At 64.2% G+C, this 20,982-nt stretch carries 14 protein-coding genes; 3 read left to right on the forward strand and 11 right to left on the reverse strand.

Going from position 1 to position 20,982, the window contains the following annotated elements:
* Nucleotides 1-56: 56 nt before the first annotated feature.
* The 3 genes from NKH04_RS09035 to NKH04_RS09045 all read right to left on the reverse strand — a co-directional run bounded on the left by NKH04_RS09035 (nt 57) and on the right by NKH04_RS09045 (nt 2,607).
* Nucleotides 57-707 carry a 5'-methylthioadenosine/S-adenosylhomocysteine nucleosidase gene (locus NKH04_RS09035; protein WP_352473476.1) on the reverse strand — a complete coding sequence of 217 codons (651 nt, stop codon included), beginning with the start codon at nt 705-707 and terminating at the stop codon, nt 57-59.
* A 26-nt stretch (nt 708-733) separates the two neighbouring features.
* Nucleotides 734-1,192: a PaaI family thioesterase gene (locus NKH04_RS09040; RefSeq protein ID WP_023677140.1), complete on the reverse strand. Its 459-nt coding sequence runs from the start codon at nt 1,190-1,192 to the stop codon at nt 734-736.
* Nucleotides 1,193-1,317: 125 nt separating this feature from the next.
* Nucleotides 1,318-2,607, reverse strand: a complete 1,290-nt coding sequence (locus NKH04_RS09045) for an RsmB/NOP family class I SAM-dependent RNA methyltransferase (protein ID WP_352473477.1) — start codon at nt 2,605-2,607, stop codon at nt 1,318-1,320.
* A gap of 344 nt (nt 2,608-2,951) precedes the next feature.
* On the opposite strand from NKH04_RS09045, the gene NKH04_RS09050 reads away from it, so the two are divergent.
* Complete coding sequence (locus NKH04_RS09050) at nt 2,952-3,629, forward strand: MIP/aquaporin family protein (RefSeq protein ID WP_023677138.1); 678 nt, start codon at nt 2,952-2,954, stop codon at nt 3,627-3,629.
* 75 nt (nt 3,630-3,704) lie between these two features.
* Here the strand turns inward: NKH04_RS09050 and katG are convergent, their stop codons facing one another.
* Nucleotides 3,705-5,903 (reverse strand): catalase/peroxidase HPI, encoded by a 2,199-nt coding sequence (katG, locus tag NKH04_RS09055; RefSeq protein WP_353044243.1) that lies wholly within the window; start codon nt 5,901-5,903, stop codon nt 3,705-3,707.
* Nucleotides 5,904-6,050: 147 nt separating this feature from the next.
* On the opposite strand from katG, the gene NKH04_RS09060 reads away from it, so the two are divergent.
* The gene (locus NKH04_RS09060; protein WP_352473479.1) at nt 6,051-6,959 is read left to right on the forward strand and encodes a hydrogen peroxide-inducible genes activator; all 909 of its coding nucleotides are present in this window, start codon (nt 6,051-6,053) and stop codon (nt 6,957-6,959) included.
* Between the two features lie 55 nt (nt 6,960-7,014).
* Here NKH04_RS09060 and NKH04_RS09065 read toward each other — a convergent pair whose 3' ends face one another.
* The gene (locus NKH04_RS09065) at nt 7,015-7,617 is read right to left on the reverse strand and encodes a cupin domain-containing protein (protein WP_352771991.1); all 603 of its coding nucleotides are present in this window, start codon (nt 7,615-7,617) and stop codon (nt 7,015-7,017) included.
* A 418-nt stretch (nt 7,618-8,035) separates the two neighbouring features.
* Here NKH04_RS09065 and NKH04_RS09070 point away from each other — a divergent pair, with 418 nt between their 5' ends.
* Nucleotides 8,036-8,677, forward strand: coding sequence for a peroxiredoxin-like family protein (locus tag NKH04_RS09070; RefSeq protein ID WP_353044253.1), 642 nt, complete (start codon nt 8,036-8,038; stop codon nt 8,675-8,677).
* 258 nt (nt 8,678-8,935) lie between these two features.
* Here NKH04_RS09070 and NKH04_RS09075 read toward each other — a convergent pair whose 3' ends face one another.
* The 6 genes from NKH04_RS09075 to hisS form a co-directional block, all read right to left on the reverse strand.
* Entirely contained in the window at nt 8,936-13,486 is a 4,551-nt protein-coding gene (locus NKH04_RS09075) for an nSTAND1 domain-containing NTPase (RefSeq protein ID WP_353044244.1), read from the reverse strand.
* A 403-nt stretch (nt 13,487-13,889) separates the two neighbouring features.
* The gene (locus tag NKH04_RS09080; protein ID WP_352472676.1) at nt 13,890-14,993 is read right to left on the reverse strand and encodes a calcium:cation antiporter; all 1,104 of its coding nucleotides are present in this window, start codon (nt 14,991-14,993) and stop codon (nt 13,890-13,892) included.
* An 85-nt stretch (nt 14,994-15,078) separates the two neighbouring features.
* Nucleotides 15,079-16,845: an AMP-binding protein gene (locus tag NKH04_RS09085; RefSeq protein ID WP_352775827.1), complete on the reverse strand. Its 1,767-nt coding sequence runs from the start codon at nt 16,843-16,845 to the stop codon at nt 15,079-15,081.
* A gap of 408 nt (nt 16,846-17,253) precedes the next feature.
* Nucleotides 17,254-17,955 carry an ATP phosphoribosyltransferase gene (gene hisG / locus NKH04_RS09090; protein ID WP_352618466.1) on the reverse strand — a complete coding sequence of 234 codons (702 nt, stop codon included), beginning with the start codon at nt 17,953-17,955 and terminating at the stop codon, nt 17,254-17,256.
* Complete coding sequence (locus NKH04_RS09095; RefSeq protein ID WP_352472679.1) at nt 17,952-19,070, reverse strand: ATP phosphoribosyltransferase regulatory subunit; 1,119 nt, start codon at nt 19,068-19,070, stop codon at nt 17,952-17,954. Before NKH04_RS09095 ends, hisG begins: the two co-directional genes overlap by 4 nt.
* 171 nt (nt 19,071-19,241) lie before the next feature.
* Nucleotides 19,242-20,801 carry a histidine--tRNA ligase gene (gene hisS, locus NKH04_RS09100; protein WP_352472680.1) on the reverse strand — a complete coding sequence of 520 codons (1,560 nt, stop codon included), beginning with the start codon at nt 20,799-20,801 and terminating at the stop codon, nt 19,242-19,244.
* Nucleotides 20,802-20,982 lie beyond the last annotated feature (181 nt).

The following is a 20,982-nucleotide window of genomic DNA, read 5'->3' on the forward strand; positions in this document are numbered from 1 at the left end:
GCGCAATAGGTTATGAGGTCGCGGCCTTACTTCAATCCCGCGCCTTAGGCGATGATTCAAAACCGGATTGCGCCTGAGGCGATCGCCTGTTCCAGCAGTTGCACCGCCGCGGCCAGCTTCTCGTCGATGACGTGCAGATATTCGGTCCAGTCGCCAACGTGTCTCAGATCGGCCGCGCCGTCGGAAATGCCGCGCAGGCCGATAAGCGGAACGTCGAACAGCTGGCAGGCGCGCAGGCAGGCGAAGGTCTCCATATCGACCATGTCGGCGGCGATCGCGTCGTAGGCGGCGCCGGAGACGATTGCCGCCCCGGTCGACAGCGTCGCCTGTCTGACGCCTGGTATCCTGAACGGCAGCGGCACGCTTACAGGCAGGTCGAGGAACGGGGTGGCGCCCTTCTCGAACCCCAGGGGCGAGGCGTCCATGTCGCGGTAGCCAACCGAAACGGCCTGGTAGATTTCCGTCTGCTCCAGCGTCCGGCTGCCCGCCGACCCGAGCGACACGACGAGATCGGGCAGCCCCATCCCGGCATGCAGCCGGGATAGTTCGGCGCCGAGCCCGATACCGGCCTCGACCGGTCCGACGCCGGTCATCAGCGGCGTGAACAGCCGCTGCAGGTGTGGACCGTATTCGGCCTCCGCCGCCATGACGAAGAGAACGGACTTGCCGGAGATCGGGGTGAGCTCACCAGGTGTCTTGCCGGCCATGATCGTCCATCCTCCCTACCCGCTCCTCAGCCTTCGATGCCGTCGCGGCCGAGTACTGTCATCATCGTTCCGGTCATTGTGGCGATCAGCTTGGCCTCGCCGTCGACGGCGAACGCATAGGCTTGTCCGTCGGCGACGATGATGGTGCGGCCGGGCTTGGTCACCGAGCCGCGGAACAGGAAGCGCTCGCCCCTGCCGGGCGCCAGCAGATTGACCTTGAACTCGATGGTCAGCACGCCGGAATTTTCCGGCATCAGCGAGAATGCCGCATAGCCGCAGGCCGAGTCGAGAGCCGTCGAAATGACGCCGGCATGGAGAAAGCCGTGCTGCTGCGTCAGCGCCGCAGAATAGGGCATTTCGATCTCGATGATGCCGGGCGTCACCAGCGTCAGCTCGGCGCCAATCGTCATCATCGCGTTCTGGCGCGCGAAGGACGTCCTGACGCGGTCCTCATAATCGGGAGCAGGAACGATCTTTGCTGCCATGGCCGTCGCCCTTTGTTTCTCGGCAAATCTTATTGCAAAGGCATTTATCGCAGAGGGGTGGGCGGCAGGCAATCGCAAATGCTGCACTGCAGCATTCGGCTTAGCCCTGTATCGATGGCAACGATTCAGCCGGCCCGCCGCAGCGCGCAGAAGTAAAAGCCGTCGGTGCCGCTCAGCAATGGCGACAGCGAAATGCCGCCCGCGGCGCCAATGCGCATTGCCGCTTCGTGGCCCGCAAAACGGCTGTCCCAAAGCTGGCGGTGATCGACCGGGACAAAATCGGGATGGCGGTCCCGGAACGCCGAAACCTGGTCGCCATTCTCCTCGTCGAACACCGAACAGGTGATGTAGACCAGCAGGCCGCCGGGTTTGACGAAGTCCCTGGCGGCATCGAGGATCGTCTCCTGCTCGCCCTTGCGGGCGTCGAGCTGTCTTTGCGTCAACCGCCATTTGGCATCCGGCCGGCGCCGCCAGGTGCCGCTGCCGGTGCAGGGCGCATCGATCAGGGCGATATCCATGTGCTTGCCGAGCGGCGCCAGTTCGGCCGGCCTGGTGACGATCTGCACATTGCGGTTTTCCGAGCGGCGGATGCGGTCGAAGATCGGCGCCAGCCTTGCCTTCTCCGCATCGTGGGCGAAGATCTGGCCGCGATTGTCCATCGCCGCGGACAGCGCCAGCGTCTTGCCGCCGGCGCCGGCGCAGAAGTCGAGCACCTGCATTCCAGGCTCGGCGCCGGCCAGTTCGGCCGCAATCTGCGAGCCTTCGTCCTGAACCTCGAACCAGCCTTTCTGGAAGGCCGGTTCGGCCTGCACGTTCGGGTGCCTGCCGTCGCCTTCGATCGGCGGGATGCGGATGCCGTGCGGCGCGATCCGCGCAGGCTTGGCGCCGGTCTCCGCCAACTCGGCCAGCACCTTGCCGCGATCGGCCTTCAGCGTGTTGACCCTGAGGTCGAGCGGCGGGCGCGTCGCCAGCGCGGCACCCTCTTCCACCCAGGCCGTGCCGAACGCCCGTTCGAACAGCGGCATGCACCAGTCGGGGATGTCTGCCCTGACCGCCGGCGGCGCATCGGCAAGCCGGCGACCGCCGAGCGTTTTCAATTCGTCGGCGGTAAGCAGCGGCGGCGCGAACTTGTCGCCCTCGAGCGCCTCGTTCAGCGACTGCGCCGTCTGGCCCCATTCGAGCAGCAGCGCGCCGAAGCCGATGGCGCGCGGTGTGTCTTCGCCCAACAGCCAGCCGGCCGAGCGCTTGCGGCGCAGCGCGTCGTAGACGATGTTGCCGATCGCGGCGCGGTCGCCGCCGCCGGCGAAGCGGTGCGACAGGCCCCAGTCCTTCAGCGCATCGGCCACCGGCCGGTGGCGACGGCCAATTTCGTCAAGCACTTCAATGGCTGCCGCCAGCCGCCCGCCCAGTCTCATTGTCGTCTTCCATTATTCAGTAAATTAATTCTGGCCCTGCTCTTAGAGCTTTTCGTGCCCTGATTGAAACAGTTCTGTTTCGCCGACGGCGAGACGATCCATGCCGAGGGGTGACGAATGTGGATTGATGCATCGCGAGCCGCGGCCACCAGGCGGGCGCCGGCATGCGGAACGAACAATTCGATAAATATATTATACGTCTCTAATGTTCGTGTCCGGCGCTCACAAGCATAGCGGCTTGCGAAACTGCTCTGCTTTGCAAGTTTTCCGGTTGCGAATACTCTTTGCGCGGTGATTCGCGTCGCAGAAAAAGCGGAGCCGCGGGTCGATACGAGGAGAGGGCAATGAAAACTTATCTGGCGGAAGTTCTAGGCACGTTTCTATTGGTGTTCATCGGCACGGCTTCGGTGGTGACGGGCGGCTTCGGCGGCGCGCTGCCGCTCGGCCAGGAAGGTATCGGTCTGGCGTTCGGCATCGGCCTGATAGCGGCCGCTTACGCGATCGGCCCGATTTCGGGCGCGCACCTCAATCCGGCAGTGACGCTCGGTGTGTTCCTCGCCGGGCGGATGCCGGCCAGGGACGTCATTCCCTATTGGATCGCGCAGGTCATCGGCGCCATCATCGCGTCGCTGGCGCTGTGGATCATCGTCTCCGGACAGGTCGGCGGCCACACCGGCGGCTTCGGCGCCAATGGCTGGGACGTGACGAAATGGGGCGTCAGCTCGGCCTTCCTGTGGGAGCTGATCGGCACCTTCACCTTCGTCACGGTGATCCTGGGCGTCACCAACGCCAAGCACACGACGGCCTTCGCCGGCCTGGTCATCGGCCTGACGCTGGCCGGACTGCACTTCGCCATCATTCCGGTGACCGGCACATCGCTCAACCCGGCCCGTTCGATCGGACCGGCGCTGTTTTCGGGAACTGCGGCGATCGGCCAGCTCTGGCTGTTCATCGTCGCGCCGCTGATCGGCGGCGCCATCGCCGGCGTGGTCGCCAAGGCCGGTATCTTCGAGAAAGACTGACTTTTCGAAGGCTTCATGAAAAAGGCGCGGGTCGAGGCCCGCGCCTTTTTCGTTGCGTCGAGAAATATGCCCGGATCAGGCCGCGAGGTCGAAACGGTCGGCGTTCATCACCTTGGTCCAGGCGGCGACGAAGTCCCTGACGAACTTCCGCCCGGCGTCCGCCGAGCCGTAGACCTCGGCCAGCGCCCGCAATTGCGCGTGCGAGCCGAAGATCAGGTCGGCGCGGGTGCCGGTCCACTTGACTGCCCTGGTCTTGCGGTCGCGCGCTTCGTAGACCTCATCTGAGCCGGCGGCCGGATCCCAGATCGTGTTCATGGAGAGCAGGTTGACGAAGAAATCGTTGGTCAACGTGCCCGGCCTGTCGGTGAACACCCCGTGCTTCGACTGACCGGTGTTGGCGCCGAGCACCCGCAACCCGCCGACGAGCACCGTCATCTCCGGCGCCGTCAAGATCAGCAGCTGCGCCCGGTCGACCAGCATCGCTTCGACCGACATCGGCGGCTTGCCCCTGACATAATTGCGGAAGCCATCGACTTTCGGCTCGAGCGCGGCGAAGGACTGGACATCGGTCTGTTCCTGCGAGGCGTCCATGCGGCCTGGCGTGAACGGCACCCCCACGTCATGGCCGCCGTCTTTCGCCGCCTTCTCGATCGCGGCGACGCCGCCAAGAACGATCAGGTCGGCAAGCGAGACCTTCTTGCCGCCGGACTGCGAGTTATTGAAACCCTTCTGGATGCTTTCGAGTGTCTCGAGCACCTTGGCCAGCTGCGCCGGCTGGTTGACCTCCCAATCCTTCTGCGGCGCCAGGCGGATGCGGGCGCCGTTGGCGCCGCCGCGCTTGTCGGAGCCGCGGAAAGTCGAGGCCGAGGCCCAGGCGGTCGAGACCAGTTCTGAGACGGACAGGCCGGAGGCCAGGATCTTCGCCTTCAGCGAGACGATGTCCTGCTCGCTGACCAGCTCGTGGTCGATTGCCGGTATCGGGTCCTGCCAGATCAGCTCTTCCTTCGGCACGAGCGGGCCGAGATAGCGGACGGCCGGACCCATGTCGCGATGCGTCAGCTTGAACCAGGCGCGGGCGAAGGCATCGGCGAACTGATCAGGATTCTGATGGAAGCGCCGCGAGATCTTCTCGTAGGCCGGGTCGACGCGTAGCGCGAGGTCGGTGGTCAGCATCGCCGGCGCGCGGCGCTTGGAGGGATCGTGCGCGTCCGGCACGGTGCCTGCACCGGCGCCGCCCTTCGGCGTCCACTGATGGGCGCCGGCCGGGCTCTTGGTCAGCTCCCATTCGTAGTTGAACAGATTGTCGAAGAAGTTGTTGCTCCATTTGGTCGGCGTCGTGGTCCAGGTCACCTCGAGGCCCGAGGTGATGGCGTCGCCGGCAATGCCGGTGGCATGCTTGCTCGACCAGCCGAGGCCCTGCGCCTCGATGTCGGCGCCTTCCGGCTCCGGGCCGACCAGCGATGCATCGCCGGCGCCATGGGTCTTGCCGAAGGTATGGCCGCCGGCGATGAGCGCCACGGTTTCCTCATCGTTCATGGCCATGCGGGCGAAGGTTTCGCGGATATCGCGCGCCGCGGCCAATGGATCGGGCGTGCCGTTCGGGCCTTCCGGGTTGACGTAGATCAGCCCCATCTGCACGGCGCCGAGATGGCCCTGAAGTTCGCGGTCGCCGGAATAGCGCTCGTCGGCGAGCCACTTGGTTTCCGATCCCCAGTCGACGTCCTGCTCCGGCTCCCAGACATCGGCGCGGCCGCCGGCGAAGCCGAAGGTCTTGAAGCCCATCGATTCCAGCGCGACGTTGCCGGTGAGGATCAACAGGTCGGCCCAGGAGATTTTCCTGCCGTATTTCTGCTTGACCGGCCACAGCAGCCGGCGCGCCTTGTCGAGATTGGCGTTGTCCGGCCAGCTGTTGAGCGGCGCGAAACGCTGCTGGCCGGCGCCGGCGCCGCCACGGCCGTCGCCGATGCGATAGGTACCGGCGCTGTGCCAGGCCATGCGGATGAAGAGCGGGCCGTAATGGCCGAAATCGGCCGGCCACCAATCCTGCGAATCGGTCATCACCTGGTGCAGATCCGTGATCACCGCATCGAGATCGAGACTCTTGAATTCCTTGGCGTAGTCGAAGTCCTCGTCCATCGGGTCCGACAGGCTGGACTGCTGATGGAGGACGCCAAGGTCAAGCTGGTTCGGCCACCAGTCACGGTTGCTTCTCCTGGCCGATCCATGTGGGACCGGGCATTTGCCGGCGCTGTTGTCGTCGGTTTTCGCGTCCATCTTTGCCTCCGATTTGTTGATTTTTCGGGATTTTGTTGATTTTCCGGGCAGGGCCGGCGGCCGCGCCATCCTGGAATGGTTCCAGACTAGCCCGCCCAGCCGATAAAGACAAATTGCCTTTGCTGTTTATTCTGATAGGTTTTCCTTATGATCGGTTTAACCGTCCGGCAGATGCATTATTTCGAGGCGCTGGCGCAGACGCTGCATTTCGGCCGTGCCGCAAAACTCGCCGGCGTCAGCCAGCCGGCGCTGTCTTCGCAGATCGCCGAGATGGAGCTGCGGCTGAATTGCCGTCTGTTCGAGCGCGGCGGAAAGGTGGTGCGGATGACCGACGAGGCCGTGGCCCTGCTGCCGCGCATCGAGCGCATTCTTGCCGACGTCCGCGACGTCGAGGCGACGGCCCGGCGCGGCCGCCCGGCGCTGGAAGGCCGCTTCCGGCTCGGCATCATCCCGACGGTGGCGCCCTATCTCTTGCCGCATGTGCTGCCGGAGCTGAAACGGCATTTCCCGGCCTTGCAGCTGGAACTGCGCGAAGCGGTGACCGCCTCGCTGGTCGAGGACACCAGTTCGGGTAAGCTCGACGCCTTCGTCGCGGCGCTGCCTCTCGACTACCCAGGCCTGATTACCGAGGAACTTTTCTCCGACCGGTTCTTCCTGGCCGTGCCGGCCGGCGATCCCGCCTTCGCCTCGCCGCCGGTGCCACCGGAGAGCCCGGCACTGGAGCGGCTGATGCTGCTGGAGGAAGGCCATTGCCTGCGCGAACAGGCGCTCGCCGTGTGCGGCAACGTGCGGCCGGTGGCGATGGCAAGCTATGGCGCGACCAGCCTGACGACGCTCTTACAGATGGTGGCGCACGGGCTCGGCGTCACGCTCATCCCGGAAATGGCGGCAGGGCCGGCCAGCACTATCCCCGATTTGAAGATCGTGCCGTTCCAGGAACCGATGCCGCAACGCACGATCTGCCTCGCCTGGCGGCGCAACAAGGTCCGGCACGACGAGTGCGTCGAACTGGCGAAGATCATTCGCGGGCTGGATGCGGCGGTGCTGGCGGCTTGAGCGGCGGGTCAAGGATCCGGTTTTAGCCCCGAAGCCAACCTGCAAGAAAACGGCTTCAATCCTTTTCCCAGGCTGCGAGCAACGGGCCGTTGCTTCCATAGACAGGGTCCTTGCGCGGACGGCCGACCCTGGGGATCGTGACGACCGCTTTGGCATGGTCGGCGGCGGTCGTACACAGGTCATAGGTGCCGGATGGAGGATAGGCGCCGACAACCAGAAAATCGTCGGATGCGGAAAGACGCTGGTGCCCGGTGCCGGCCGGAAGCACCGCGACGTCGCCGGCCTTCAGCGACAGCGTCCGCCCCTTGCTGCCGCCAAAGCGGACCTTGGCCGTGCCGCGCGCAACGCCCAGCACCTCGTGTATCCGCGAATGGTAGTGGACGTAACCGTAGATGCCGTTGCGCCAGCTATCGCCCCAGCCATTTGCCTCGAAAAGCGCCTCGATGACAGCCGCCGGATCGAAGTCTTCGGGCAGCGTCACGGCACCGCGATAGACGACCAGCGGCCAGAACGGATGGTTGGGCACCAGGCCATCATCGCTGAACCGAAACTCGTTCGGTTTGCGCGGCCTCAGGAGGTCGGCGACCTCTCGCCGGCCCGGCCTGGCGACGCCGGTGACCTGCCCGACGGCTTTCTTCGTGGTTTGCAAAATGCTCATGACGTGGCCTTGCGCTGGTCGGAAGTTTCATGCGGGTTAACTGGCTGCATGGCGGGTCGGTTCCGCTGAGGGCAGAGTTCCGCGATCTGTACGGTCGGCATTTGACGTCCGGGCACATCGAAGCCGCCCAAGTTTCAAGACTTGAACACCGCGAGCATGTGAAGATCCAATCGGTCCCGCCGCTGTGTCGTCCCATGGCACGGATGAGACGATTACATTGTTTTACCACAGCGCTCGCGACAGCTCGCGAAACGGGCGACCCGCAGAGGCTTTTTTCGTGTTATGATGCACTTGCAACGCGCGTAATCTCGACCTCGGCAATATGGCAAAGGTCGAACGCATTTTTGCCCTGGCGTTGCCCAGCATGGACTCAACTCCGGATGGCTGGGTGTGCTTATCCGGGGCGAGGAGGTTGTCCATGTCCACGAGTAATGTCGAACGCCCGCTCCAGCCGGGCGACCGGGCGCCGAATATTATTCTCGATGCGATCTCCCGCGAAGGCAAGATCGCGCTCGACGATTTTCGAGGCCGTAGCCCGTTGTTGATCGGTTTGTTCCGAGGCCTGCACTGTCCGTTCTGCCGGCGCCATGTCGCGGCGATGGCGCAACTTAAGCCGGCCCTGCGTGAGAAAGGCGTCGAATGCCTGGCGGTGGTCAATACGCCAGTCGAGCGGGCGCGGCTCTATTTCCGTTACCACCCGGCACCCGATCTTCTCGCCGCATCCGACCCGGAGCGGGCCTCGCACCGTGCTTTCGGCTTGCGCGAGGTCGGGATGGACACGGTCATGGCGATCCGTATCGATCTGCCGGGCGAGTTGCCCGAGCCTATGGACGTCATGGCAATGTACGAGTTTCTTAACAAGAAGGAAGGATATGAGATTGCGGGAGCCGACCAGCAGGCGATGGCTTCCGGCCAGGGGCAGCTTGTCGGTCAGTTCCTAATCGACCGGGCGGGCATCGTACGCTGGAACTTCACTGAAGTTCTGGAGGATGGCCTCAATACCTTCAAGGCGCCGAATCCGGAGGAATTGATGTCAGCGGCTTCCCAAGTTGCACATTGATGGGCTGCGGAAATAGGCGGCTGACAACTCGCTCGACGACCGCGCCCTTCCCGCTCACTACCGGGGAACGGCCGTCCTGGGTCAGAACCTGAGGATCGTGGATGACCGCTTCGCGCCCAATGTCGGTCATTCAGCCGGCCCCTGCCTTCCTTCAGAAGCGGACTTCCCTGGTGTCAACACGACGGGCGAGGTTGCGCCAGCTTCGGACCCTCTGGATTCGTTTCATCTCGCTGCTGACACGACTGCTGCAACGCCAGCTTAGCTAGGGCAGTCCTCGGCATCATCTGCCACGGGCAGGAAGAAGCGCCTACGCTCGCAAGAAGTGAGTTTTCGGTGCACGACGTCTTGAGCATAGGCGATGAGGTCCTCTGGCGACGTGAAGACGCGGATCAACTGCACGCTATCTCCGCCTGAGACAGCTGCGACCTGTGTGCCATCCGAATTGAATGCGGCCCGCGTGACCGCCGGGACGATCGTGCTGGTGTCATGCTGGCCAACAAGGAGCGCGAGTTGCTGACCCGTGTCGGCAGACCACAGCCTGACAGACCGCTCACGGTAGGACGACGTCACCGCATATTGTCCGTTGGGACTCAATGCGACGTTGTCGATGCTGGCACTGCCCCCCGTGAGGACAGACCTTTCCTTCCCGTCCTTGACGCTCCAGATGCGAACGGTTCCATCTCGTGAGGCAGTTGCCAGCGACCTGCCATCGTTGCTGAAGGCAACATTTGTCACCGGCCCGCCGTGTCCCTCCAACGTGGCGGCAGCTTCCCCTTCCGCGACTGACCAGATTTGCGTCGTTCCGTCAGAAGAACCAATGGCGACCAATCGGCTGTCGGGACTGAAAGCCGCTGCGCTGATGCGGTTCTCGTGTCCTGGAACACCTGTGATCTCAGTGCCGTCCATCTTCCAAAGCCGCGCTGTATTGTCGTTCAACGTCGCAAGGACCAGCTTGCCATCCGGGCTGAACAAGGCATCCTGCAAATCCGCTGTGGTTTGAAATACTGTCTTGGCAGCGCCGGTCGAGGCGTCCCAGAGCCGCACAGTTCCATCGACCGAAGCGGATGCCAGGAACGAGCCATCGGAACTGAATTGGACCTGGACGACCTTGGGATCATGACCTTCCAGCGCTGCCGCTTCGCGACCGCCTTTGGCCTCCCACAGCCGAACCACGCCGTCGTTGGACGTCGTGGCAAGACAATGCCCATCAGGGCTGAATACCGCAAGCTTAAGCAAGCCTTCCGTGCCGGGCGCGAGCGTCGCAACCAAATTGCCACTTGCAACATCCCAGACATGCCCCACGACACCGCTTCCCGTCACGACGCGCGCCCCGTCAGCACTGAATACTGCGAACCTGCGCGCGGTTTCGTGACGCAACGTGGTCGTTAGCACACCGTCGACGTCCCAGATGCGCGCGGTTCCGTCGTGCGACACCGTGAGAAGGCGACGGCCATCGGGGCTGAAGGCGACCTCCTCGATCAGCGCACTATGCCCGTGGAGGATCGAGACCTGCGAGCCGCTCTTGACGTCCCAGATACGGGAAACGCCGTTCACCGACGCGGTGGCGAAAAGTTCGCCGTCAGGGCTGAACGCGCCGTTGACGTCGAGATATTGATAGGAGATTCCGGCATTGAGCGCGCTTGCCCTGGTTTCTTGGCCGAATATGCGGATCAACTCACCTGTCCTTGTATTCCAAAGACGGGCGGATCCGTCGATGGCAACGACTGCCACAAGGCGGCCATCGTGACTGAAGGTCCCTTGATGGCCAGCACTCGGTGATCCGGGGAGAGCGGCAAGTCCCGACAGATCCGCCAGACTCCAAAGACGAGACGTGCCAGTCCAGGCGACGGTCAGGAGTTGGGTCCCGTTCGGACTAAACTCGATGCCAGTAACATTGTCTCCGCGAACCGGAATCGTGCCGATCGGAGTGCCGTCGTTCGCATTCCAAATTTGAACGTCTCCGTGGAACTGGACGGAAGCAAGCATTTGACCGTCGGGACTCACCGCAAGAACGGTAGATTGCCAACTGGCTCCCGGCAATCTGGCAATCTCGGTGCCGTCCCGAGCGTTCCAGATCGTCGGCGCGGCAAACTCCGAAGCAGTAAAGATCCGCGTTCCGTCGCGGCTGAAAATCGCGGCGTGGACGTCACCGGTCTGATTGAGGACGTAGAGCTGCTTGCCGGTCGCCGCATCCCAGACCCTTGCAGTGCCGTCGACCGAGCCAGTGAGGACTTGTCTTCCGGCCGGGCTGAACACTGCCAACTTTAGCACGCCTTTATGGCCCTTGAGGATGGCAAGCGCCTTTCCGTCGGCGGTGTTCCAAACTCGCGCGGTCTGATCGAAGGAAGATGTAACGACGCGGTCTCCTTCCGGACTGAAAGCGCCGTGGGTGACGGCATCTTCATGGCGAAGGACGGCGAGTTCCTGATACCCGGACAGAGCTCTGAACAGGGCGGCTTCGGCCTCGGTCACATAGGGCCGTTCGGTCGTTTCTCCCTTCTTGGGAAGGGCCTCCAGCGCCAGAAGGATGGCAAGCTCGCTGTCCCCGGCGGACGACAGTTGCAGCGAGATCGACGAGAGCGACCGTGACTGGTTGCGCAGCGCGAGGTCTCTCGCCGCTATTGCCTCCTGGGCATTCTCGTCGGCGCGCTCTGCCTGAAGGCTGGCCTCGTGTTGTCCCCAGAATCCGGCGATCGCGCCGGCGCCTGCCACGACCGCCAATGCAAAGGCGACAATAGCGGCGTAACGCGTGCGGCGCGCAAGCCGTGTCGCCGCTTCCGCCACCAGGCTGCGGCGTTCCGCTTCGCGCTCAAGGCGCTCCCGTTTGGTCGCCTCTTCGGCCTCTATGCGCGCACGATCGGCCTGTCGCTCCCTTTCCGCGACCGCCATCTGAGCGAACAATGATGCTTCTACATACTGAGCTACTTGATCGTCGACGTCCTCTCGCCGCGACACTAGCAATTCCTCGCCCTCGGCAAGTCGTATGCCGGCGGGCAGAAGCAGGTCGGGATTCCTGTTGTCGGCATGCCAGCGGCCGGCATCGGTTCGCAGCCGGGCACGCGTCTCCAGAAAACTTCGATCAGCGTTGACGATGTCGCGCGCGCGGGGCCAACGGCTCAAAAGCGCCTCGTGGGCGACGCGGACGACTGCCTGCCCTTCAAGGTTCTCGTCGGAAACGAGAAGCCGAGCCGCGATCAACGCGTCGAGAAGTGCAGCTTGTGCGGGCGTTCGCGCCATGTTGTCGCGGACCGCCGGGGCCGCGGCGACTGAATTGTCGCCGAGACGAACCGTCGTCAGCGCGCGAAGGACGGTTGGCAGCGCATCCTGAACCGTGGGCGACAACGCCTCGACCACTTCGTCGGCCCGGCGCGCGATCGCGCCCTCGAGGCCTCCAAGCGCACGATAGGCTGCGAAGGTAAGCAGGCGTTCTGCTCGGCCGGCTTGGTAAAGTGCTTCGAGCACGAACTCGAGCAGTGGTAGGGAACCGGGGTCGGCCGCTGTCGCCTCCTGAAGCACGTCCTCCAGTCGGCCGCGGTCTTTCGTTTCCTCAAAGCGCAGGCCCGCCGCGCTTGCGGGTTCACGGATGATCTTCGAAATCTCGGCCCCGGTCGGAGGCAAGAGTTCGTAGCTGCTCAGGCCATCCTTCAATGCCGAGAAACCCGGGACCTCGCCGCACCGATGGAAGAAGTCGCCGCGAATCGTCGCGATCACCCATACAAGTCCGCTAGTGGCGAACGCTGAAAGCAATCGCACGAACAAAGCGCGCGAGGCTGGTTCCGTTTCGGTTGTGAAGAGTTCCTCCATCTGATCGACGGCTAGGACCAGACGCGCCTTACCCGGGCCGCCACTGGAGGGGGTCGAGGCGAGCGCCGAGCGGACAAAAGCCAGCGCCCGATCGGGATTGTTCCGAAACGTCGCCGCCAACTCGGTCGCCGTCCCGTTTTCGGCAAGTTCGGGCAAGGCTTCGGCGCGGAGCAACGCCGCTGACAGAGACGTGATCGCGTCAGGTCCCTCGGACGGACGCATGACGCAACGCCGCCAGAGCAAGATGCCCGGCACCGCGCCACGTTGCGTGACGGCCGGAATCAGCCCGGCGCGCACGAGCGAGGACTTGCCGGAGCCGCTCATCCCGTAGATGAGCAGGAAGCACTTGCCCGCGACCGCGAGCTGCTCCAGTCGCTCAGTGCAGATAGCGATCGCACGGCTCCGCCCGAAGAAGAGATCGGCGTGCTCGAAATCGAAACTGTCGAGGCCGCGAAACGGCGAGCTAGTTGGTTCCTCAGACGTGACGGGCACGCGAAAAGCCCGAACCGGCCGCGCAATGTTCTTTAGGCGCTGCTCACCCAGGTCAACGAAATCTGCTGCAAGACGGTCGCGAACTTGCATCTGGATAGCGTCAGAGACGCAGATGCCGCCCGGAAGCGCCAGCCCCTCAAGGCGGGCGGCGACATTCACACCGTCACCCATGAGATTGTCGCCATCAACCACCACGTCGCCGAGGTTGACTCCAATCCGGAATCGCATGCGCCCTGGCCCAGGCAAGTCGGCGTTGAGCCGATCGATCGCCAACTGGATGTCGATAGCGCACCGAACCGCACCTATCGCGCTGGCGAATTCTGCGATGACGCTGTCGCCTGCGCTTCCGAAGATGCGTCCATCGTAGCCGGCAATTAGCTTGTCGATCGCTTGTCGATGGACCTTCAGGGTAGCAAGGGTCGTCTCTTCATCTTTGCCGACAAGTCGGCTGAACCCCACCACGTCGGCAGCGAGGATGGCAGCTACTTTCCGCTGAACGCGATCGACGGGCATCCCCGCTCCTGCGGCACATCGTTTATCATCCTACCCTAACAGCTTTCGAACCCGAAAGGGCGCTTGATCGGCCGCATCGCCCCGCTTCGGTGGAAACGGACAGTCTGAGGAATGTCGCCTTGGGTCAGTTCACGACCTCCATCCAGCGGGTTGAATGTCTGCAATCTTCGTTGCGAAGCCAGAAGCTGCCAATCCGCTCGCGGCCCCTATCGAGACGTTCAAGGCCTTGGTGCTAAGCGTCCGCCCATGGCGCAAAGGAGAAAAATTGGCGCCCACCCCTCACGCCGTCTTTGCCGAACTTGTGCGGCTTGCCTACTTCGGAACTCGGTGCGGAAAACGTGTGGCTGCTCGGCCGAGAAACAGTCGTCAGAATCTGCCTGCCCCCTTGCTCGCCCCCCAACCCTCACGGCACAAATATCAAAAACACCCAGGTAAAAAATACCACGAGGTGCACCAAGCCGGTCAGGAACGTCGTCCTCTCCGTGCCGAAGCTCACATTGCAGATGAAAAGCGCCAGGACCAAAAGCACCGTGTCGGTCGCCGGCAGGCCCAGGGTCAGGCCTCTTCCGGTCAGCAGGCTGGCGGCGGCTATGCCGGGTATTGTCAAACCGATCGTCGCGCAGGCCGAGCCCATGGCGACGTTCAGGCCGCGCTGCAGCTCGTTGCTGAGCGCGGCACGAACCGCCGAAATGGCCTCCGGCATCAAGACCAGCGCGGCGATCATTGCGCCGACAATGGCATCGGCCTGCGGCACCTGGTAGGCGACGAGCGCGTCCTCGACGCTGGCGGCGACCTGTTCGGCGAGCATGACGATGCCGATCAGCCCGATCAGCAGGAGAACGGCGCCGGCGGCGACGCTTTCGTGAGCGTCGGCTCGCACCGCGGCGCCATGTGCTTGCCCGTCGATGAAATCGTCGCGGTGGCGGACAGTCTGCGCGAACAGAAAACCGGCATAAAGCAGCACCGAAAGCACGCTGACGAAGCCGAGTTGCGCCGCCGAGAACGTGCCGGGATCGGTGGTTCGCGTGTAGGTCGGCAGAATGAGCGTCATGACGCTCAGCGCGACCAGTACCGCCAGATAGGCGCTGGTTCCTTGGCGGACGATTGCCTGCTTGCGATGGCGCCAGCCGCCAAACGTCAGGCACATGCCGACGACGCCGGTGGACGTGATCATCACCGTCGAGAACACGGATTCGCGTGCAAGCGTCGGGTTGTTGGCGCCGTGCAGCATGATGGAAACGATGATCGACACTTCGATTGCCGTCACGGCGATGGTCAGCACCAACGTGCCGTACGGCTCGCCCACCCGCCGGGCCACCGCCTCGGCGTGGTCGAGCACCACGAAAATGGTGGTGAACATGATCGCGCTCGACAGCGCGCCGATAAATATCCTGGTGCCCAGCGACCCTTCGTCGACCGACACCCCGCTGGCCCTGACCGCGACAGCCATCGCCAGCGCGGCCAACGGCATGCCGTAGGAAACCGCCGATCTTGCGAAACCACTCATTCCAAGCCCCTTCCGCAAGCCCCTTTTGCAAGCCTCTTCTGGGCAAGCCTCGTCTGCGAACCCTGCGAAAGCCCGAAGCGCGCCCTCAAGCCGTCTTCTGCGTCACCAGTCCCAGTTCGTCGACCATCGCCTGGCGCATCAGGAATTTCTGCGGCTTGCCGGTCACCGTCATCGGCAATTCGGTGCGGAAGCGGATGTAGCGCGGTATCTTGAAATGGGCGATCTGGCCGGCGCAGAAGGCCTTGATCTCCTGCTCGGTGGTGATCTGGCCGGGCTTCAGCACGATCCAGGCGCACAGCTCCTCGCCGTATTTCGGGTCGGGAATGCCGAACACCTGCACCTCCTTGACCTTCGGGTGGCGATAGAGAAACTCCTCGACCTCGCGTGGATAGACGTTCTCGCCGCCGCGGATGACCATGTCCTTGACCCGGCCGACGATGTTGCAATAGCCCTCGGCATCGATGGTGGCGAGGTCGCCGGTGTGCATCCAGCCGTCGGCGTCGATGGCCTCGCGGGTCTTCTGCTCGTCGTCCCAATAGCCCTTCATCACGGAATAGCCGCGCGTGCACAGCTCGCCCGGCGCGCCGACCGCGACGGTGGCGCCTTCGGCGTCGATGGCCTTGACCTCGACATGCGGATGGACGCGGCCGACGGTCGAGACGCGCTTTTCCAGGGGATCGTCGACGCTGCTCTGGAACGACACCGGGCTGGTCTCGGTCATGCCGTAGGCGATGGTCACCTCAGCCATATGCATCAGCGACACCACCTTCTTCATCACCTCGATCGGGCATGGCGAGCCGGCCATGATGCCGGTGCGCAGGCTGGTGAGATCGAAGGAGGCGAACTCCGGATGGTCGAGCAGGCCGACGAACATGGTCGGCACGCCGTAGAGCGCGGTGCAGCGTTCCGTTGCCACCGCCCTCAGCGTGGCGCCGGCATCGAACCCCTCGCTGGGGAAAACCATGGTCGCGCCCTTGGTGACGCAGCCCATCGTGCCCATCGACATGCCGAAGCAATGATAGAGCGGCACCGGGATGCACAGCAGGTCGTCGACGGTGAGCCGGATTGCCGCGGTGACGAAATTGCCGTTGTTGACGATGTTGTTGTGGGTCAGCGTCGCGCCCTTGGGCGCGCCGGTCGTGCCGCTGGTGAACTGGATATTGATGGCGTCGTCCGGTTTCAGCCCCGCTGAAATCCGGTCGAGCCGGTCATGCTCGTCGCGGCCGGCCATCGCCAGCACGTCGGCGAAATTGAACATGCCCGGCGAATTGTCCTCGTCCATGCGGATGACGGTCTTCAGCGCCGGCAGTCTGTTGGCGTCGAGCTTGCCGGGGGTGGCCTTGGCGATCTCCGGCGCCAGCGTTTCGATCATGCCGAGATAGTCGGAACTCTTGAATGTGGCGGCGGTGACGAGCGCTCGGCAAGCGACCTTGTTCAAGGCATATTCCAGCTCGACCAGCCGGTAGGCCGGGTTGATGTTGACCAGGACCAGGCCGATGCGGGCGGTGGCGAATTGCGTCACCAGCCATTCCCAGCGGTTCGGCGACCAGATGCCGACGCGGTCGCCTTTCTCGAGGCCGAGCGCCAGGAAGCCGGCGGCGAGCGCATCGACCGTGTCGGACAGTTCGTCCCAGGTAAAGCGCTTATGCTGCTCGACGAAGACGGCGGCATCGAGCGTGCCATATTTGCCGACCGTATCGGCAAACAGCGCCGGGATGGTCAGGTTGAGCAGCGGCACGCTGCGCTCGCCCGAGACATGCGCCGTGCCGTCGACCGGCGCAATGAACGAACCGCCATCGCGCTTGGAGCGCAGGTTGGTTGCATTCTTCAACTCGTCGAGATTGATCGGCATCGCCGTGTCCTCCGCAGACAGGCCGAGCCTATCAGCCCGGCAGGGTGGTGGAAATCCCGTCCATGGTGGGGCTGGGTGGGAACTCGCCTGTAAGGGCCGAAAATAAAAAACCCGCCTCGGCGGGCGGGTCTTCGGGGCCAATTGACACCATAGCGAGATTAGTAGCATAGCTGCCGGCACAAAGCAAGAACAAAATTGCTGTACGTCAAGAAAATCGCGTCAGGTTGGCACTGCGGCCAAGCTGCCAATCTCCCTCCTTGAGGGGGAGATGGCCGGCAGGCCAGAGGGGGTCGCCGCGCGCGGAGCTCCAGCCTGTTCTGTCGGTTAGGAGAGTCGCGTCAAGACGTACCGACCCCCTCTGTCGCCTTCGGCGACATCTCCCCCTCAAGGGGGGAGATCGGCTGGTCGTCAGCCTGCGTTCACCGATGCCATCCTGCCCGCAATATCGCGCAACACGGCCTCGTCCGTCGCCGAACGCATCTTCCTCGACGCCACGAGGCAGGCCTGCGAGCGCAGGATGACGCCGTCGGCCAGCACCTTGAGATGGTTGGCGCGCAGCGTCGCGCCTGACGTGGTGATGTCGACGACGATATCGGCCAATCCGGCCGCCGGCGCGCCTTCGGTGGCGCCAAGGCTTTCGACAATGCGGTAGACCTGGATGCCGTGCTTTTGCGAAAAGAACTGCTGGGTCAGGCGCCAGTATTTGGTGGCGATCCTGAGCCGGCGGCCGTGGCGCTGGCGGAAATCGGCGGCGACGTCGTCGAGGTCGGCCATGGTGTCGACATCGAGCCAGATGTCGGGCACGGCGACGACGACATCGGCATTGCCGAAACCGAGGCGGGCGATGATTTCGGCGCGCGTCTCGCAATCGGCGAGGTTTTCGCGCAAAAGGTCCTCGCCGGTGATGCCGAGATCGACCGACCCCTGGCCGATTTCGCCTGATATCTCCGAGGCAGACAGGAATGCTATCTCGACGCCGTCAAGGCCGTCGATGCGGGCGCGATATTTGCGCTCGTCGCCGGGCAGGCTGACGGCAAGCCCGGCCTTGGCCAGCACCTCCAGCGCCTGCTCCTTGAGCCGGCCTTTCGACGGGATCGCCAGCGTGATCATGGCGCCGTCTCCCGCAGCGCCTCGATGCGGTCGAGCCAGACGGAAAAACCGACGCCGGGGATCGGCGTTTTGGCGCCGAGCAGCGTCAGCAGCCGGTCGTAGCGGCCGCCACCGGCGAGCGGCCGGTCGCCATCCTGCGCCGCGATCTCGAAGACCAGGCCGGTGTAGTAATCGAGCGGCCGGCCGAAGGCGGCGTCGTAGCTGATTTCAGACATCGGCAGGCCGAGGCTTTCGATGGCCGCGGCGCGGGCTGCGAAATTCTCCAGCGCAGCCCCCAGTGAAAGCCCGGCATCGGCTGCAAAACGTTGGAGCGCTCCGGCGGCGCTGTCGAGCGGCACGTCGATTGCCAGGAAACTCTCTAGCGCCGCGAATGCCTCGTTCGACAGCCGCACGCTGCGCAGTTCGGCCTTCTCGATCAGGCGCCGCGCAATCTCGGACGGCGAACGCCCGGCCGTTGCCGACAGGCCAGCCTCTTCCATGCCGCCGGCGACATGCGCCGAAAGACCGTCGAGATCGCCATCAAGGACAAGCGCGGCGACCGCGCCGGCAAGCTGGCTGTTGCGCGGTGGATTGGCCAGATCGGCAAGGGCGGCCTCAAGCATCGGCGCCGAGCCGAAGGCGCGGGCCAGCCGCATGCGCCAGCCGCGCGGCAGGCCAAGTGCTGCCAGCACCGCCTCGAAGATGGTCTGGTCGCCGAGCGTCACCGCCAGTTCCCGGCCGGGCAGGACCAGCGACAGCAGCGCATGCGCATCGGCCAGCGAACGGGCGTCGGCGGCCGCCGTGTCGCGGTCGCCGAGATCCTCGATGCCGGCCTGGAAGAACTCGTTGCCGCCCTCGCGGCGCTGGCGAAACACCTCGCCGAGATAGGAATAGCGGCGCGGCGTGCCGGCCTGGCTGGCGATGTGGTCGAGGCAGACCGGAATGGTGAATTCCGGCCGCAGGCAAAGCGTCTGTCCGGTCTCGCTCTCGGTGAGAAAGATGCGGCGCCGCAAATCCTCGCCGGCCATGTCGAGGAACGGGTCGGCCGGCTGCAGCACCGCGACTTCGACCGCATGCGTATTTCGCGCGGCGAAGAGGCTGGTGATGTCGGATGCGATGGCGGGGCGCGAGGTCACGGCAGGCGCCCTTCCCTTCTCCCCCTGTGGGAGAAGGTGGATTGGCGCGAAGCGCCAAGACGGATGAGGGGTGCCGGAAGAAATGAGGCGTCGGCGTTCCCTGGAACACCCCTCATCCGACCGAGCTTCGCTCGGCCACCTTCTCCCACAAGGGGAGAAGGAAGCGGCGCCCTACTTGCCACGCGCCCGCTCCTCGGCCTGCGCCGCCAGTATCTTCTTCACCTCGGCGACCAGATCGCCTTCCGCCACGGTCACCTGCGCCGGTCGCGCGGCGCGCCATTCGGCGTTGTCGGCGATCTCGGCCGACATCTTCGCGCCTTCGATCAGGTCCTTGATCTGCACCTCGCCCTTGGCGCGCTCGTCGCCGCCCTGGATGACGGCGACCGGGCTACCGCGGCGGTCGGCATATTTCAGCTGCGCCTTCATGCCGGCGCCGCCGAGATACATTTCCGAGCGGATGCCGGCGGCGCGCAGCTCGGCCACCATCTTCTGGTAGCGGCCGAGGCTTTCCGTATCCTTGTCCATGGTCAGCACGACGACCGGCGCGATGACATCGGAAGTGTCGAGCTTGCCGAGGTTCTTCAGCGCCGTCATAAGGCGCGAGACGCCGATGGAAAAACCGGTCGCCGGCACCGGCTCGCTACGGAAGCGCGAGACGAGGCCGTCATAACGTCCGCCGCCGCCAACCGAGCCGAAGCGCACGATCTGGCCGTCCTCGTTGGGGATCTCGGCCAGCAGCTCGGCCTCGTAGACCGGGCCGGTGTAATATTCGAGGCCACGGACGACGGATGGGTCGATGCGAATGCGATCCTCACCGTAGCCGCTTTGTGCGACCATGGTTCTTATCTGCTCCAGCTCTGCAAGACCCTCGACAAACGAGGCATTCGTTATGCCGAGATGTTCGAGTTTCCTTTCCTCGACAAGATTGCTGAGCCCCGGGGTGATAGATCCCAGTGTCTGGACAATTTGTTCGGGATCATGCTGCGCCATGACCGTGAAATAGCTGATCACAACATCGATTTGCGCGTTACCCAGCCCGGCGCCCTTGGTAAAATCACCGCTCTCGTCCTTGCGCCCGGCGCCCAAAAGCAGGCGCACGCCCTCGACGCCCAGCTTGTCCAGCTTGTCGATCGCCCGCAGCACCTGCAGCCGGCGGCCAGCGTTCTCGTCGCCGCCGAGGCCGATCGCCTCGAGCACGCCGTCGAGCACCTTGCGATTGTTGACGCGGACGACGTAGTCGCCGCGCTTGATGCCGAGCGCCTCCATCACGTCGGCCATCATCATCGCCATCTCGGCATCGGCCGCGACACCCGGCGTGCCTACCGTGTCGGCGTCGAACTGCATGAACTGGCGGAAGCGGCCGGGACCGGGCTTCTCGTTGCGGAACACCCAGCCGGAGCGATAGCTGCGATAGGGTTTCGGCAGGCGCTCGAAATTCTCGGCGACAAAGCGCGCCATCGGCGCGGTCAGGTCGTAGCGCAGCGACAGCCATTGATCGTCGTCGTCCTGGAACGAGAACACGCCCTCGTTCGGCCGGTCCTGGTCGGGCAGGAACTTGCCGAGCGCATCGGTGTATTCGATCAGCGGCTGGTCGACCGGCTCGAAACCGTAGAGCTCAAAGACCGAGCGGATCGTCGCCATCATCTTCTCGACGGTGCGCAGATCGTCGGCGCCGCGGTCGACAAAGCCGCGCGGCAGCCGCGCTTTCATCTTTTCGGATTTGTCGGCCATGGGATGGGTACTTTGCTATGTAAACGGTGACTTATTTCGGGTCGGCGTGTCCTACCGATGCAGCCCGGAGAAGGCAAGGGTTTGCGGCTTTTCCGCGATGTCGCGGGACCAGTTGGTTCGCAAATGTCGCGCCGCCCCTCATCCGCCTGCCGGCACCTTCTCCCCGTATAGTGACGGGGAG

Source organism: Mesorhizobium sp. M1365, assembly GCF_040317865.1.
GTDB lineage: Bacteria > Pseudomonadota > Alphaproteobacteria > Rhizobiales > Rhizobiaceae > Mesorhizobium.

What these genes read in the sequence shown, in the direction of transcription:
- NKH04_RS09035 (WP_352473476.1), bottom strand. Translation starts at nt 707, where the DNA reads ATGGCCGGCAAGACACCTGGTGAGCTCACCCCGATCTCCGGCAAGTCC.
- NKH04_RS09040 (WP_023677140.1), bottom strand. Translation starts at nt 1,192, where the DNA reads ATGGCAGCAAAGATCGTTCCTGCTCCCGATTATGAGGACCGCGTCAGG.
- NKH04_RS09045 (WP_352473477.1), bottom strand. Translation starts at nt 2,607, where the DNA reads ATGAGACTGGGCGGGCGGCTGGCGGCAGCCATTGAAGTGCTTGACGAA.
- NKH04_RS09050 (WP_023677138.1), top strand. Translation starts at nt 2,952, where the DNA reads ATGAAAACTTATCTGGCGGAAGTTCTAGGCACGTTTCTATTGGTGTTC.
- katG (WP_353044243.1), bottom strand. Translation starts at nt 5,903, where the DNA reads ATGGACGCGAAAACCGACGACAACAGCGCCGGCAAATGCCCGGTCCCA.
- NKH04_RS09060 (WP_352473479.1), top strand. Translation starts at nt 6,051, where the DNA reads ATGATCGGTTTAACCGTCCGGCAGATGCATTATTTCGAGGCGCTGGCG.
- NKH04_RS09065 (WP_352771991.1), bottom strand. Translation starts at nt 7,617, where the DNA reads ATGAGCATTTTGCAAACCACGAAGAAAGCCGTCGGGCAGGTCACCGGC.
- NKH04_RS09070 (WP_353044253.1), top strand. Translation starts at nt 8,036, where the DNA reads ATGTCCACGAGTAATGTCGAACGCCCGCTCCAGCCGGGCGACCGGGCG.
- NKH04_RS09075 (WP_353044244.1), bottom strand. Translation starts at nt 13,486, where the DNA reads ATGCCCGTCGATCGCGTTCAGCGGAAAGTAGCTGCCATCCTCGCTGCC.
- NKH04_RS09080 (WP_352472676.1), bottom strand. Translation starts at nt 14,993, where the DNA reads ATGAGTGGTTTCGCAAGATCGGCGGTTTCCTACGGCATGCCGTTGGCC.
- NKH04_RS09085 (WP_352775827.1), bottom strand. Translation starts at nt 16,845, where the DNA reads ATGCCGATCAATCTCGACGAGTTGAAGAATGCAACCAACCTGCGCTCC.
- hisG (WP_352618466.1), bottom strand. Translation starts at nt 17,955, where the DNA reads ATGATCACGCTGGCGATCCCGTCGAAAGGCCGGCTCAAGGAGCAGGCG.
- hisS (WP_352472680.1), bottom strand. Translation starts at nt 20,801, where the DNA reads ATGGCCGACAAATCCGAAAAGATGAAAGCGCGGCTGCCGCGCGGCTTT.